Raw genomic sequence first — 14,342 nt, 5'->3', positions numbered from 1 at the left:
GCCGCTCCCATGGAGCAGGCTCTTTATTTTGCCGTGCGTTCCGTTTTGACAAAACACATGCAGATAATAATGAGAATAAATGCCGTCAATGCCAAGAAAGGAATGGTAATGAAACCGAACCAGTTAATATATTCAGATGAGCAAGGCACGCCGTAGACACACGGCTTGATGCCGCTGAAACCGGGCACCTTCTGCTCAAGGTAATGCATGGTCGATATAAATGCGCCGATGACGGCCATCGGCAGCACATATTTTTTCACGCGCGTGTCACCCTGGAAGGTGGCGATTCCTAAAATCAGGACAAGCGGGTACATGAGAATTCTTTGATACCAGCACAGCTCGCACGGTATGAATTTTCTGATCTCGCTGAAATAAAGGCTGACGAGCATGGCAGCAAGAGCTATCACCCAAGAAGCATATAAAAACACGATTCTATTTTTCATTTTTCAGCTCTTTCTTAATCGTTTTTGAAATCTCATCATATTTAGAGAAGTCATTAATCACCTTGTCATTTACATAAATCGTCGGTGTCGCCGTAATGTTTAATTTATCATTCAGGTCAGTGTCAGCTTTCAGCTCTTTTGCAAAGGTTTCTTTATCAAGGTTTTCCTTCAGCTTGTCAGGATCAACCTTTTTCGCGGTGCTTTTGACCGTTTTTTCAAGCAATGCAGGCGTGACCCATTCCTGTTCGCTTGACGGCTGCTGTTCAAACAGCTTTTCATGGAAAGCCCAGAATGATGCCGGGTCTTCTTTCCACACCTCTTCTGAAGCAAGAGCCGCCAGACGCGAGCCGCTTCCGTGGTACATGACGTTCACAAATGAAAATTTCACGTCGCCTTTATCGATAAAATCTTTTTTGATTTTCGGAAAGATATCGCTGTTAAATACTTTGCATGACGGACATTTGTAATCTCCGAATTCAACTACCGTAACAGGCGCGCTGTCTTTGCCGAGCACGGGCTGTCCTTTAATGGAAGGCTGTTCGGCGACTGTTTCGCCCGCTTTTTCCGTTTGGTTGTTAATAATTACGATGGCCGCAAATAAAACGACAACGATTAACGTCAGTATCACCGCAAATTTCGCAGACGATTGTTTCTTTTTCACTCAGACACCTCATTGTTTTTAAAATAAAAAAGAAGCGGATGCCGGATGGCCCGCTTCTCTATTTTACCAAGACAACCTTGTTTAAGAAAACCCTGAAAAACGAATTATCTTTGACAATTATTCCGCTTTCACTCTCATGACGCGCATCGAGTTGGCAACGGCGATCAGCGTGACGCCTACATCTGAAAAGACCGCTTCCCACATGGTGGCAAATCCGAATGCGCCAAGCAGGAGAAAAATGATTTTTACGCCTAAAGCAAATCCGATGTTCTGCCAGACGATCCGGCGTGTGCGGCGTGCAATCCGGATCGCTTCGGATGCTTTTGACGGCTGGTCTGTCATCAGGACGACATCGGCCGCTTCGACGGCGGCATCAGAGCCGAGAGCCCCCATGGCAGCTCCGATGTCAGCTCTGGCAAGCACAGGCGTATCATTAATCCCGTCGCCGACAAACATCAGTTTTTCATTCGGTGCAAGCGCCGCTTCAAGTTCTTCGACGCGGTCTACCTTGTCACCCGGCAAAAGCTCTGTGTACACGTCATCAATACCGAGCTCTCGGCCGACAGCTTCTCCGGTCTGCTTTGAATCACCCGTCAGCATCACTGTCCGCTTCACGCCGAGCGCTTTTAAATTGGCAATGGCCTGTTTGGCGTCCTCTTTGATTTCGTCGGCGATCACGATCGCCCCCGCATACCGCTGATCAACGGCGACATAGACGACGGTTCCGTTATTTTCAGCTGTGCCGGAAGCGATTTGTTCTTTTGCCATCAGTTTTTGATTTCCGGCCAAAATCGTTGATCCGCCGGTTTTCACCCGAATGCCGTGTCCGGGTATTTCTTCATATTCTTCAATCTCCTCAGCCGCGAGCGGTTGATTGTAAGCTTCACGGATGGAAGAAGCAATCGGATGATTGGAATGGACTTCCGCAAGCGCGGCCGCATGAAGCAGGCTGTCTTTCGTAAATCCCGCCGCCGGCTTGATATCAGTAACGGCGAAATTGCCTTTCGTTAAGGTTCCCGTTTTATCAAACACGGCGTATGCCACCTGATTGAGCGCTTCTAAATAGTTGCTGCCTTTCACGAGCACCCCTGCTTTAGACGCAGCCCCGATACCGCCGAAAAACCCGAGCGGAATGGAGACGACGAGTGCGCACGGACAAGAAATCACAAGGAAAATCAGCGCGCGGTACACCCAGTCGGATAGCGCGGCTGAAGGCACGAGAAGCGGCGGTAAAAAGGCGAGAAGCACCGCAACAATGACAACGGCCGGTGTATAATACTTGGCAAACTTCGTAATAAAGTTTTCCGTTTTCGCTTTACGTCCGGCCGCATTTTCGACCAGATCCAATATTTTTGACACGGCAGAGTCTTCATATCCTTTAGAGGTTTCAATATGAAGCACGCCGTTCTGATTCATAAATCCGGCCATCACATCTTGCCCCGGCTCCGCTTTTCTCGGCACGGATTCGCCCGTTAAAGCGGATGTATCAACCATCGAAGAACCGCTCAGCACCTTTCCGTCCAGCGGAATCCGTTCTCCGGGATTCACGACGATGACCTGTCCGACTTTGACGTCCTGCGGCGGAACGGCAGTCATGCCGTTTTCCGTTTTCACATTGGCGTACTCAGGACGGATGTCCAATAACGCGCTGATCGATTTTCTGGATCGGCTGACGGCCGCTCCCTGAAACAATTCACCGATTTGGTAAAACAGCATGACCGCGACGCCTTCCGGATACTGATGAATCACAAATGCGCCGATCGTGGCAAGCGCCATCAGAAAATGCTCATCAAATACCTGGCCGCGGACAATGTTTTTTCCCGCTCTGGCTACGATATCGCCGCCGATGATCAAATATGAAGCAAAAAAGAGCAGAAACTCAAGGACGGCGCCCGTGTGCGCGAAGTAAGCGATGACGGCCAAAACGGCTCCCGCTGCCAGCCTCACTAACATCAGGTGCAGCTTTTTGCGGTATTCATCCTCGCCGGGTTTATCTTCATGTTTCGCACGGACGGTCACATGAGGATCAATGGACTTTACTTTTTTCGCGACTTCGTCTTTCATCCATTGCTCGTTTTTGCCGCCGGCTGAGACCGTGATGGTGCTTGCCGCAAAATTGACAGCACAGCCGTCTATGCCGTCAATGGCTTTTACGCCGTTTTCTATTTTTTTTGCACAGTTGCTGCAATCAAGTCCGTCTAAAACAAATTCACCTTTGGCTGCTTTCATTTTCGACTCACCCTACTTTCCGTAATAGGATTCCCATAACATCAATACAGCTAAACGAATTTATATATATGAACATATACTCATATATGTGTTTTCTCTATTATATGCAGGCTTTGAATAAAGTGTCAATAAAAAAGACAAAACAGGCATCAGCCCATTTTGTCTTTTTTCACCTTCTGTAAACGCAAAGCATTAAGCACGACCGATACTGAGCTGAACGCCATGGCAGCGCCTGCCACCCACGGGGCCAGAAAGCCGGATGCCGCAATCGGAATGCCGATGCTGTTGTATCCCAATGCCCAGCCTAAATTCTGCTTGATGTTTCTCATGGTCAGCCTGCTCATGCCGATGGCGTCGGCAATGCCGTTCAGGTCACCGCGGATCAGCGTAATATCCGCCGCTTCCATTGCGATATCTGTGCCGGTGCCGATGGCCATTCCGATATCGGCCACAGCCAGCGCCGGAGCATCATTGATGCCGTCACCGACCATCGCCACGCGCCGGCCTTCTTTTTGCAGCCGGGAAATTTCCGCCGCCTTTTGTTCGGGAAGCACTTCGGCGATCACGCTGCCGATGCCCGCGGCTTTTGCAATGGCTTCTGCGGTCTTTTTGTTGTCACCGGTCATCATGATGACGTCAAGCCCCATATCATTCAGGCGTTTCACCGCGGCCGGAGATGTTTCTTTGATTGTATCGGCGACTGCGATAAGCCCCGCCGCTTTGCCGTCTGCCGCAATAAGCATCACCGTTTTTCCTTCCGCCTCCAAGCGGGCCATTTGCGGAAGCAGCGCCTCATGTTCAATGTGTTCTGATTCCATCAGCCGTCTTGATCCGGCTAGAATCGTTCTGCCGTCAGCCTCGGCGTATATTCCGGAACCGATCCGGGCTTGGAACCGGGTGATTTTCGGGATGGCAATCCCCCGTTTTTCGGCTCCTGACACGATGGCTTCTCCAAGCGGGTGCTCTGATCCCGTTTCGGCGGCCGCCGCCAGCCGCAGGAGTTCCTCTTCGTTCATTCCCTCTGCCGGCACGGCGTCTGTCAGAACAGGTCTGCCGTTTGTCACCGTTCCTGTTTTATCCAGTACGATTGTCGTCAGACGCTGTGTTTTTTCTAAATGCTCTCCGCCTTTAAAAAGAATGCCGAATTCAGCTGCGCGGCCGGAGCCCGCCATAATGCTCGTCGGAGTGGCGAGCCCGAGTGCGCACGGACAGGCAATGACAAGCACGGCGATGAATTTGCCGATCGCTTCAGAAAACTGTCCCGGCGCCGCCCATACATACCAAATGAGAAAAGTCAGCACGGCCAGCCCCAGCACAATCGGGACGAAAATGCCTGAAATGTGATCCGCGAGCCGCTGAATGGGGGCTTTTGATCCTTGGGCTTCTTCCACGATTTTTATAATGTGTGCAAGCGCGGTATCTTTCCCGACATTCACCGCTCTGATTTTGAGAAAGCCGTTTGCATTGATCGTCGCCCCGGTGACGGTGCTTCCGGGAGACTTATCGACAGGCATGCTCTCTCCCGTAATCATCGATTCATCAATTGCGGAATGGCCTTCAATCACTTCGCCATCGACAGGGACGCGTTCTCCCGGTTTCACGTATACGATGTCCCCCGTCCGGACCTCGTCAATCGGAATCACCTGTACCTTCCCTTCCCGCTCAACCGCCGCCGTCTTCGCCTGAAGCTTCATTAACTTTTTAATCGCTTCTGATGAGCGGCCTTTCGCTTTCATCTCTAAAAGCTTTCCAAGCAAAATCAAAGTCAGCAAAATGGCGCTCGTTTCATAATAAAGCCCCTCAACATGTCCGTCTCGTCCGAGAGACGCAATCGTCATGTACAAGCTGTATGCGTAAGCGGCCGTCGTTCCGAGCGCAACGAGAACATCCATATTGGCGCTTTTGTTTCTCAGCGCCTTGTACGCTCCCGTATAAAAAGGCCAGCCGATGACGAGCTGCACCGGGGTGGCAAGCGCGAATTGCAGCCACGGATTCATCAGGATATCCGGCATCCAGATAAAAGAAGTAAAAGAAAAATGGCTGACCATCGACCATAGAAGCGGAAAGGAGAGAACGGCAGAAAATATCAGCCTGATCAGCTGTTTTCGCTGCTCTTTCTCCTTTTGGGATAATCCGCCGTCTCCATCAACCGCTTTCTTCTCGTCTAATCTGTAGCCGAGTTTTGCCACGGTCTCTTTCAGCTCTTTCGGTGTCACCTCTTTCGGATTGTATTCAACGGTGACTGTTTCCAGTGCGAAATTCACCGGTGCGCTGTCAACTCCCCCTATTTTGTTCAGGCGCTTTTCAATCCGGTTGGCGCAAGCGGCGCACGTCATGCCTTCAATCTGAAACTCGGCTTTTTCCGTCACGACGTGATAGCCGAGTTTTTCAATTTTTTCTTTTATGGCGCTTGCTTCGATTTTGTCAGGGTGATAGGAAATGTTTGAAGTCTCAAGCGCAAGATTGACGGAAGCGTCATTAACGCCGTCCATCCGTTTCAGCCCTTTTTCAATTCTTGAAGCGCAGGCGGCGCATGTCATGCCCCCCACTTGAATGGTCATTTCTTTCGGTTCACTCAATGTCCTCATCTCTCTTCATAAACCCCAGGGGGGTATAATTATGATAAAAGAAAACCGCGCCCGTTTCCGCAGCGCGATAAATCCTATACGACGTCATAACCTTGATCTCCAATCGCGTCTTTTATATCTGATACGGAGACTTTGTTCTCATCAAACGTCACATCCACCTGTCCGGCTTCCAATTTCACCTGAACCGCCGTCACTCCGTTCAGTTCTCCTACTCCGGTCTCTACTGCTTTGACGCAGTGCTGACAGGACATGCCTTCGACTTGCAGTGTTTTTTGTTCCATGATGATTCCCTCCACGTCTTGTTTTTTCTTCTTCATGTTACCATACCCCTGTAGGGTATTTCAAAACATTTTATTTTACGATTTTGCGATTTTTTTCACAACGTCAAGCAGCTCGGCAATCGCCTGCTCCCCGTTTCCGCTCTCAATAGCGCCGGCTACGCAGTGATGGGCGTGATCTTCCAGCAGATGAAACGCGACTTTCTGCATGGCTGCCTGTACGGCTGAAATCTGCACGAGAATATCCACGCAGTATCGTTCGTTATCCACCATATTCTGAATGCCCCTGACCTGGCCTTCAATCCGTTTCAGCCGGTTCAGGATCTGGTCTTTTTCTTTGGCGCTTTTATGATTTAACGATTGATGCTCGGTATGTTTGTCCATTTTCCACCTCGGTTTTTTTCTTCGTTATCTTCATTATACAGACTTGAAAATCCGGTGTAAAAAATTTTCAACACACAAGTTTTACCAGTACACCCGCGGGGTATATATTGTTATCACATATCAAGAGGGGGAAATTCATTGAAAACGATACAGGTTGGCATATTGGGATATGGTTTGTCGGGTAAAGTCTTTCATGCGCCGCTTTTGGACGTCCTTGATGATTATCAGATCAAAAAAGTCATGACGTCCAGAACGGAGGAGGTCAAACGTGATCTGCCGGGGGCTGAAGCCGTGCGCGCGATTGAAGACATTACCGGTGATCCTGACATTGACCTCGTCATCGTCACGACACCGAGCGGAATGCATTATGAATCAGCGATGAAATGTCTCCTGGCGGGAAAACACACCGTCGTGGAAAAACCGATGACGGCGACTTCAGCAGAAGCGGAGGAACTGAGAAGAACGGCTGAAGATAAAGGCGTCTTACTGAGCGTGTATCACAACCGGCGGTGGGACAATGACTTTTTAACAATACAAAAGCTGATTCGGGACGGGGCGCTTCAAGACATTCATACATATCAAGTCAGCTACGATCTATACAACCCGGTTGTACAGGAAAAATGGCGCGAAAAGAACGGACCCGCCACGGGAACGCTGTATGATCTCGGTTCACATATTATTGACCAGACACTTCTGCTTTTCGGAATGCCGGAATCCGTCACCGCACATATGATGAAGCAGCGGGACAACAGCGAAACCGTTGATTATTTTCTGGCCGCCCTCCATTACGGCAAGCTTCAAGTCATCCTTCAATCCGGCTCCATGAATGCGGCAAGCGGCCCGCGCTATCAGATTCACGGACGGAATGCTAGCTTTATCAAATACGGAATGGATGGGCAGGAAGATGCGCTTTTAGCGGGCAAAAAGCCGGTTGACGACAGCTGGGGCGCCGATGATCCTGACAACTTCGGAGAGCTGACAACCGCAGCGGATGAGAAAAGGCATACAGAAACAATCCCCTCTGAGAACGGCTCTTACCTTACGTACTACAAACTGCTGGCAGACAGCATCTTAAACGGAAAACCGCTTCCCGTTACGGCAAAAGAAGGCATCGATGTCATCCGTGTCATTGAAGCGGCGATGAAAAGCAGCGAACAAAAACGGACGATTGCCCTTTAATATGAAAAACCTCCCAGCCGTACGGCGGGGAGGTTTTTTTAAGATCAGAATGATTTTCCGGCTTCTTTCGCGCGGGCAATCGCATCTTCTTTAATTTGCTGTGCTTTATTCGGTTCAGCATTATGGCCTTCAACGATTAATCCGTCGAAAGAAGGAACGCCGAAGAAGTTCATCATGATGCCGATGTAACGGTGGCCCATTTCCATGTCAGCCGCCGGTCCTTCAGAGTAATAGCCTCCGCGCGCCTGAATGTGGAGCGCTTTTTTGTCTGTCAACAGACCGATCGGGCCTTGCTCTGTATATTTGAATGATTTTCCGGCTACAGCCACAGAATCAAGGTACGCTTTCATAACCGGCGGGAATGAGAAGTTCCAAAGCGGTGTGACGAATACGTATTTGTCAGCTGCCGCGAATTGATCGCTCAGCTCGTTCAGACGGCCGACTTTCGCTTTTTCGTTTTCAGAAAGCTCTTCAAAACCTGTGCCGGATTGAAGTTTTCCCCAGCCGCTGAATACATCCGCGTCGATATGAGGAATGTTCTCTTTGTAAAGGTCGATATGTACAACCTCATCATTCGGGTTTGATTCTTTATAAGAATCGATAAACGCTTTTCCTGTCGCCATGCTGTAAGATGTCTTTTCATCATGAGGATGAGCAGTGATATAAAGTACTTTTGCCATTATAAACAGCCCTTTCGTTTTCAGATTACACACACATTTATTATGAAATATGAATGTTTTTTTATACTGATCAGTTCTGTAATAATTATAGTTACAAAAAAATCATTTAGCAACAATAATATCTCGAAATTAGTATATTTTTTTGAAAAGGCTGTAATGACGGGAATAGCAAGCAGCAGAAAAAGCAGAAACCTCAGTTTCTGCTCAAAATCGGATTGGGTCTGCAGGCCGGAATATCCAATCCGAGATTCCCCCGCAGTGTATCGGCCGGATAGCTTTTTCGGTACAGCCCCTTTTCCTGAAGGATCGGTATGACTTGATCCACAAAGGCTTCAAGCATGCCGGGGATGTCAGAGTGAATGATAAACCCGTCCGCCGCTTCCCGCTGAAACCATGTTTCAATTAATGACGCTACACGTTCCGGCGTCCCGATAAAATGGGTTCGCGGAAACGCGGCTTCGCGCGCCACTTGACGCAGCGTAAGATTCCGGGCTTTCGCCTCTCTTTTGATACGGTCTGTCGTGCTTTGAAACGCGTTTTTCCCGACGTCGCCCAAATCAGGAAACGGCTCATCCAGCGGAAAACGGCTCAGATCATAATCGTCAAAAAATCTGGCCACATATTTAACAGCGTTCTCTATCGGAATCAGCTCGGCGAATTCTTGGTATTTCGCTTCCGCTTCTTCTTGTGAGCCGGCTATAATCGGACTGATTCCCGGAAAGATCCGCAGCTTGGAAGCGTCCCGGCCGTAATCCGCCGCCCGCTTCTTCACATCATCATAAAAAGCTTTCGTTTCCTCAAGTGAATTGGAGTGCGTAAAGACTGCATCTGCATTCCTCGCGGCAAACGACCGGCCGGTTTCTGAAGACCCCGCTTGGAAAACGACCGGCTCTCCCTGTTTGGACCGGCCGATATTCAGCGGGCCCTCCACTTGAAAATACTCGCCTTTGTGATACAGGCGATGCAGTTTGTCAGGGTCAAAAAACTGCCCGGTTTCTTTGTTGCGGACGAAGGCATCTTCTTCCCAGGAATTCCACAGACCGCGCACCACGTCCACATGTTCCTGGGCGATGGCATAGCGCCGGCTGTGGTCGGGAAGGCTTTCTTTGCTGTGATTGCGCGCGGCTCCCGCCTGCGGAGAGGTGACGAGATTCCAGCCCGCCCGGCCGCCGCTGATATGGTCAAGAGACATCAGCTGTCTTGCGATGGTGAACGGCTCAGTGAACGATGTGGAAAATGTGCCGATTAAACCAAGATGGGTTGTAGAGGCGGCAAGCGCCGATAAAATAGTGATCGGCTCAAACCGATTTAAGAAATGCGGGATGGACTTTTCAGAAATGAACAAGCCGTCCGCAATAAAAGCAAAGCTGAACAGCCCCCTTTCAGCAGTCTGCGCTTTTTGCCTGTAAAACGCCGCATTCGTGCTTGCTGTCGGATCGGCGTCGGGATGACGCCAGCCGTCCGTTGTGCCGCCGACACCGTGAATCATAGCTCCGAATTGAATAAGATCCGTCCGGTTCATTTTCTCTCCCCCTTTTTCCCCTCGTAATCGGCAAGCGCCCGTTCTACATGTTCAATGCCGACTTGAGTAACGGCCTGATACACACGGCTGTCACCGCTGCCGATTTCAACGACGGGGACATGACGGATGCCGTACTTCGTCTGCAGCACGTCGCGCATTTCATCCCGCTCTGTCACATCAATTGTTTCGTATGCAACGGCTTTTTCCCGCAAATATCCTTTCACTTCATCGCAATAGGAGCAGCCCTGTTTGCTCCAGACCACTACGTTTACTTCATGACTCATGTTCATCCCTCCTATAATTGTGGGGCCGGCTGCACCGCTTCGCTTAACAGCCGGTAAGACAATCGTTTTTCCTCAGCGTTTTTGATAGGCGACAAAATCACAAAATCAGTAATGCTGTATTGAACGGATAATCGTCGCAGCTCGGCGGCGGCCTCTTCTTTTGTCCCGGCAATCACACCCGTCTTTTGTGTAATCAGCTTATATGGCTGCGTGACTTGTTCAAGAAACGCTTCCGCTTGTTCCCGGGAACCGACATTCACCTTTTTGCCGTCTTCGAGAATGATTTTGACCGACTCACGCGATACCACGTGTTTTTCCGCTTCTGCTTTTGTATGCGCGGTAAATACCATCGGCGCAAGGTGAAATTCCGCCTTCGACCCTTTCGGCAGATGCTCGTCAAAGGCGTGGCGCGCTTTTTCTAACGCAGCCTCTTCACCGTTTATGAAATAGGCGAAAACGAAGGAAATGCCGAGTTTGGCCGCGGATATCGCGCTTTCCGCGCTGCCGCCGAGCAAAAAGAGGTCAGGCGCATACTCAGTATGCGGCGCCGGCCGCAATGACGCGTAGCGGTGCGAGTCCGGAAAATCATTTCGGATGAAATGAGTCAGCTCCTCAAGCTTTTCTTCAAATAAACGGGCGGGCTGAATAAGCTCCCGCTGCAGCGCATCGGTTGACAGCTGAAATCCGCCGGGCGCTTTGCCGACACCAAGCGCCACACGGCCGGGAGCAAGGGCGGACAGAACCCGGAACTGCTCCGCCACTTTATAAGGACTGTAATGCTGCAGCATCACCCCGCCGGATGCGAGACGGATTTTTTTCGTGCTTGCGGCAAGATACCCCAGAACAATTTCCGGAGCTGATCCCGCTATCTCTTCATTGTTATGATGCTCCGCCGCCCAGAAACGGTCATATCCGTATTGTTCGGCCTCCTGAGCCAATTTCACCGTTTGCCGCAAGGCTTCTTCTGCGGTTTGGTTTTCCGCGGTGACACTTTGGTCTAAAATGCTTAAACGAATCATACGACAGGCTCCTTTATGCGCTCTTTTATGTCATAACCGTAATCAGGCAGCACGCGGCGGAGGAACTTCTTCGTTCTTTCTTTTTTCGTCTTGTAAAAGACTTCCTCAGGCGTTCCTTGTTCCACGATTGCTCCTTCATCCATAAACACAATTTGGTCGGACACTCTTCTGGCGAATTCCATTTCATGTGTGACAATGATCATGGTGGCGCCGGTCCGCACAATGTTAAGCATCACATCGAGCACCTCGCCGACAAGCTCCGGATCAAGGGCTGCGGTCGGTTCGTCAAACAGCATCACATCAGGATGAATGGCAAGCGCCCGGGCAATTCCGACCCGCTGCTTCTGTCCTCCCGATAGCTGATTCGGATAGGCGTGCAATTTATCTTGAAGCCCCACCTTGGCCAGTTCCCGCTCGGCAATGGCGTATGCATCTGGTTTTTTCATTTTCCTTGCGACCGTCAGGCCTTCCATGACATTTTGAATTGCCGTTTTATGCGAAAACAAATGATATTGCTGAAAAACCATCGCCGTCTGCTTCCTCAGTCTGAGAATGTCTTTTTTGGCAGGCTTTTTGCAGTTAATGACTTCACCGTGCAGCGAAATGGCGCCCTCATCCGGCCGCTCAAGTAAATTAAGGCAGCGCAGAAAAGTGGTTTTCCCGGAACCGCTCGGGCCGATGATGGTCACGACTTCTCCTTTCCGGACACTTAAATTGATCCCCTTTAGCACGTGATGACTGCCAAAATGTTTCTGAATGTTTCGGATTTCGATCATAATGCGCCTCCTTGATATCTGGCTGCCCTTTTTTCCGCCAGACTGTTTACAGCTTCGAGAATCAGCGTTAATCCCCAATAAATCACGGCCGCCCCGATAAATGCTTCCAGAAACGCATAGTTATCGGATGCCGCAATCGTCGCCGTTCCTGTAATTTCAGGCACTGCAACAATTGCAGCGATGGAAGTGGTATGCAAAAAGCCGATGCCTATATTGGTGAAGTTCGGCAGCGATATCATGAACGCCTGCGGCAGAACCACGTGCCGAATCATCTGTCCCCGCGTCAGGCCGATTGAATATGCCGCCTCCGCCTGCCCTGTATCGACGGCCATGATCCCGGATCGGAGAATTTCCGTCATATAAGCGCCTGCCGTTAATGACAGTGCCATGATGACAAACACGACGACCGGAATCTGATTGGCCGACCAGCCGAGATGAAACGCGCGGCTGAATTGATCGGCAATCAGCGGAACCCCTAAATAAATCAGCATAATATGGAGAATCGCCGGGGTGCTGCGGAAAAAAGACACGTAAAACGATGAGCAGGCCAGCAGCCATTTGATGCGGAATATACGCACCGTGATATTGCCGAGAGCTATGAAAAATCCGGTGATAATCGGAATGACCGTCATCGCCAATGTAAGCGGAACGGTTTTCATCATTTGTTTTATCGCAGTGCCGATAAACGGAATGTCCAGCTCCACTGTTCTCCCTCCTTTTCAGCCGTGCGCGCTCATGTCAAAAACCGTCACAAGGCGCGTCTCATCTTTCTTGATTCGTTTTTCGGCCCATCTGAAGACACGTTCAAATAAAAGGGCGGCCGCATAATACAGAACAGAAAGCGATATATACACTTCTAAAGAATGATTGCTCGATGTAATCAAGGTCTGTCCTCTGCCCGACATATCCATCACCCCGATCGAAAAAGCGAGTGATGTATCTTTTAAGAAACCGATCACCATATTTCCGATGTTGGGAAAGGCCTGCACAAGCGCCTGCGGCAGAATGATGCGCCGGAATGTCTGCCCCCCGTTCAGCCCGATGCTGAACGCCGCCTCCGCCTGCCCGCGGTCGACGCTGTTCACACCTCCCCTGATGATTTCCGCCGCTCTTGCCGCGCTGCTCAGCGCATACGTGGCGATGGCCGCATACAAAGGGTCCATTTTGGAGGTATCAATCCCGGCGAGCGCCGTGAGCGCCGGAATACCGTAAAATACAATGAACAGCTGCACCATGATAGGCGTTCCTCTGAAAAAAGAGATATACAGCTTCGCAAACTGATTCAAGACGGGAATGCGATAGATGCGGGGCAGCGCCAAAAGCAGCCCCAATAGAAAGCCGAACAGCAAAGACACCGCCAATATATACAGCGTGACGGGCAAATACCCGAGCAATGTCGGCACAAAGGACGCGATCATACTGATATCAAACGCTTTTTCCATTGCCGATCCCTCTCTTTTTCACTTAATATTGCTCCTTTGAATAATCCGCGCCGAGCCACTTTTCACTCAGCTTTTTAAGCGTGCCGTCATCAATGATTTCCTGCAGGGCTTTATCAATGTCATCGCTCAGCGTTTGTTCATTTTTGTTAAACATAAAGAACACTTTGGCATTTGACAGCACCCCGCCGACTGTTTTTTCTTTGATCGCGCTCGTTTTGTTTTGGAAATCGACGGCAAACGGCGTAGAAATCGTCGCATCGGCGCGGCCGGATTTCAGCTGATTGGCCGCATCGTTGGAGCCTTGGCCGACATAAGCGATTTCAAACGGACTGCCGTGTTTTTCATTCCATTTCTTCAGCACAAGCGCGCCGTTTGACGTCGGACTCGTAATGACCCGCTTCCCTTTCAAGTCATCAATGCCGTGAATGTTCCCGTTTTCTTGAAGCACCGTGATTTTCAGCGGGAAGTTGTTATACGCGACTTGATTGAACAGAAATTTTTTCTCCCGTTCGGCGCTTTTCTCCATTTGATGGGCTACGATATCGACTTTATGCTGGCCGAGGCTGACAAGCAGGTTGGAGAAATCCATCGTTTTAAAAGTGAAACGATAGTCCGGCAGGCGCCTGTCAAGCTCTTTCACCAGCTCAACGTCGTAGCCCGTCAATTTGCCCTTATCATCAATAAAGCAAATATTCGGAAATTGAGTTCCCGTGCCGACCGTGATGTTGTTCACGTTTTTCTGATTGCCTGATGCCGCCTCCCCGCCCGCGCCGCAGGCTGATAACGCCGCCGTTGCGGCAATTGTTAATGACATGACCGCCAATCTTATTTTCATGTGATCGCCCCGTTTTCTGCTT

General features: G+C 50.1%; 15 protein-coding genes. 1 reads left to right on the top strand and 14 read right to left on the bottom strand.

Features of this window, described 5'->3' with window-relative positions:
• Nucleotides 1-23: 23 nt before the first annotated feature.
• The 6 genes from ACNFN4_RS08610 to csoR all read right to left on the bottom strand — a co-directional run bounded on the left by ACNFN4_RS08610 (nucleotide 24) and on the right by csoR (nucleotide 6,583).
• Nucleotides 24-443: a disulfide oxidoreductase gene (locus ACNFN4_RS08610; protein WP_014418879.1), complete on the bottom strand. Its 420-nt coding sequence runs from the start codon at nucleotides 441-443 to the stop codon at nucleotides 24-26.
• Entirely contained in the window at nucleotides 433-1,104 is a 672-nt protein-coding gene (locus tag ACNFN4_RS08605) for a DsbA family protein (RefSeq protein WP_012118444.1), read from the bottom strand. Before ACNFN4_RS08605 ends, ACNFN4_RS08610 begins: the two co-directional genes overlap by 11 nt.
• 117 nt (nucleotides 1,105-1,221) lie before the next feature.
• Nucleotides 1,222-3,333 (bottom strand): heavy metal translocating P-type ATPase, encoded by a 2,112-nt coding sequence (locus ACNFN4_RS08600; protein WP_021494128.1) that lies wholly within the window; start codon nucleotides 3,331-3,333, stop codon nucleotides 1,222-1,224.
• A 149-nt stretch (nucleotides 3,334-3,482) separates the two neighbouring features.
• Entirely contained in the window at nucleotides 3,483-5,912 is a 2,430-nt protein-coding gene (locus tag ACNFN4_RS08595; RefSeq protein ID WP_038461606.1) for a heavy metal translocating P-type ATPase, read from the bottom strand.
• 83 nt (nucleotides 5,913-5,995) lie between these two features.
• The gene (gene copZ, locus ACNFN4_RS08590) at nucleotides 5,996-6,202 is read right to left on the bottom strand and encodes a copper chaperone CopZ (protein WP_182072812.1); all 207 of its coding nucleotides are present in this window, start codon (nucleotides 6,200-6,202) and stop codon (nucleotides 5,996-5,998) included.
• Nucleotides 6,203-6,277: 75 nt separating this feature from the next.
• Nucleotides 6,278-6,583 (bottom strand): copper-sensing transcriptional repressor CsoR, encoded by a 306-nt coding sequence (csoR, locus tag ACNFN4_RS08585; protein ID WP_003151723.1) that lies wholly within the window; start codon nucleotides 6,581-6,583, stop codon nucleotides 6,278-6,280.
• 138 nt (nucleotides 6,584-6,721) lie between these two features.
• Between csoR and ACNFN4_RS08580 the strand changes: the two genes are divergently transcribed.
• Complete coding sequence (locus tag ACNFN4_RS08580) at nucleotides 6,722-7,762, top strand: oxidoreductase (RefSeq protein ID WP_022553792.1); 1,041 nt, start codon at nucleotides 6,722-6,724, stop codon at nucleotides 7,760-7,762.
• Between the two features lie 44 nt (nucleotides 7,763-7,806).
• Here the strand turns inward: ACNFN4_RS08580 and ACNFN4_RS08575 are convergent, their stop codons facing one another.
• The 8 genes from ACNFN4_RS08575 to ACNFN4_RS08540 all read right to left on the bottom strand — a co-directional run bounded on the left by ACNFN4_RS08575 (nucleotide 7,807) and on the right by ACNFN4_RS08540 (nucleotide 14,320).
• Entirely contained in the window at nucleotides 7,807-8,442 is a 636-nt protein-coding gene (locus ACNFN4_RS08575) for an FMN-dependent NADH-azoreductase (protein WP_012118449.1), read from the bottom strand.
• 193 nt (nucleotides 8,443-8,635) lie between these two features.
• Nucleotides 8,636-9,964 carry an LLM class flavin-dependent oxidoreductase gene (locus tag ACNFN4_RS08570; protein ID WP_061862570.1) on the bottom strand — a complete coding sequence of 443 codons (1,329 nt, stop codon included), beginning with the start codon at nucleotides 9,962-9,964 and terminating at the stop codon, nucleotides 8,636-8,638.
• Complete coding sequence (locus tag ACNFN4_RS08565) at nucleotides 9,961-10,248, bottom strand: glutaredoxin family protein (RefSeq protein ID WP_021494131.1); 288 nt, start codon at nucleotides 10,246-10,248, stop codon at nucleotides 9,961-9,963. The genes ACNFN4_RS08570 and ACNFN4_RS08565 overlap by 4 nt, the downstream gene beginning before the upstream one ends.
• Before the next feature lie 11 nt (nucleotides 10,249-10,259).
• Nucleotides 10,260-11,267: an LLM class flavin-dependent oxidoreductase gene (locus tag ACNFN4_RS08560; RefSeq protein WP_094296291.1), complete on the bottom strand. Its 1,008-nt coding sequence runs from the start codon at nucleotides 11,265-11,267 to the stop codon at nucleotides 10,260-10,262.
• Entirely contained in the window at nucleotides 11,264-12,043 is a 780-nt protein-coding gene (locus tag ACNFN4_RS08555) for an amino acid ABC transporter ATP-binding protein (protein ID WP_061862573.1), read from the bottom strand. Before ACNFN4_RS08555 ends, ACNFN4_RS08560 begins: the two co-directional genes overlap by 4 nt.
• Nucleotides 12,040-12,747 carry an amino acid ABC transporter permease gene (locus ACNFN4_RS08550; RefSeq protein ID WP_025649289.1) on the bottom strand — a complete coding sequence of 236 codons (708 nt, stop codon included), beginning with the start codon at nucleotides 12,745-12,747 and terminating at the stop codon, nucleotides 12,040-12,042. The genes ACNFN4_RS08555 and ACNFN4_RS08550 overlap by 4 nt, the downstream gene beginning before the upstream one ends.
• Nucleotides 12,748-12,762: 15 nt before the next feature.
• Complete coding sequence (locus ACNFN4_RS08545; RefSeq protein ID WP_017418910.1) at nucleotides 12,763-13,485, bottom strand: amino acid ABC transporter permease; 723 nt, start codon at nucleotides 13,483-13,485, stop codon at nucleotides 12,763-12,765.
• Between the two features lie 22 nt (nucleotides 13,486-13,507).
• Nucleotides 13,508-14,320 (bottom strand): amino acid ABC transporter substrate-binding protein, encoded by an 813-nt coding sequence (locus ACNFN4_RS08540; protein ID WP_182072005.1) that lies wholly within the window; start codon nucleotides 14,318-14,320, stop codon nucleotides 13,508-13,510.
• Nucleotides 14,321-14,342 lie beyond the last annotated feature (22 nt).

This window comes from Bacillus sp. N1(2025) (assembly GCF_053470005.1).
Note: the sequence above shows the minus strand (reverse complement) of the source record. Positions and strands in the feature narration are given on the sequence as shown.

Bases quoted from the DNA above. Each gene is read 5' to 3' on its own strand.
- ACNFN4_RS08610 (WP_014418879.1), bottom strand. From the start codon at position 443: ATGAAAAATAGAATCGTGTTTTTATATGCTTCTTGGGTGATAGCTCTT.
- ACNFN4_RS08600 (WP_021494128.1), bottom strand. From the start codon at position 3,333: ATGAAAGCAGCCAAAGGTGAATTTGTTTTAGACGGACTTGATTGCAGC.
- copZ (WP_182072812.1), bottom strand. From the start codon at position 6,202: ATGGAACAAAAAACACTGCAAGTCGAAGGCATGTCCTGTCAGCACTGC.
- csoR (WP_003151723.1), bottom strand. From the start codon at position 6,583: ATGGACAAACATACCGAGCATCAATCGTTAAATCATAAAAGCGCCAAA.
- ACNFN4_RS08575 (WP_012118449.1), bottom strand. From the start codon at position 8,442: ATGGCAAAAGTACTTTATATCACTGCTCATCCTCATGATGAAAAGACA.
- ACNFN4_RS08570 (WP_061862570.1), bottom strand. From the start codon at position 9,964: ATGAACCGGACGGATCTTATTCAATTCGGAGCTATGATTCACGGTGTC.
- ACNFN4_RS08565 (WP_021494131.1), bottom strand. From the start codon at position 10,248: ATGAGTCATGAAGTAAACGTAGTGGTCTGGAGCAAACAGGGCTGCTCC.
- ACNFN4_RS08560 (WP_094296291.1), bottom strand. From the start codon at position 11,267: ATGATTCGTTTAAGCATTTTAGACCAAAGTGTCACCGCGGAAAACCAA.
- ACNFN4_RS08555 (WP_061862573.1), bottom strand. From the start codon at position 12,043: ATGATCGAAATCCGAAACATTCAGAAACATTTTGGCAGTCATCACGTG.
- ACNFN4_RS08545 (WP_017418910.1), bottom strand. From the start codon at position 13,485: ATGGAAAAAGCGTTTGATATCAGTATGATCGCGTCCTTTGTGCCGACA.
- ACNFN4_RS08540 (WP_182072005.1), bottom strand. From the start codon at position 14,320: ATGAAAATAAGATTGGCGGTCATGTCATTAACAATTGCCGCAACGGCG.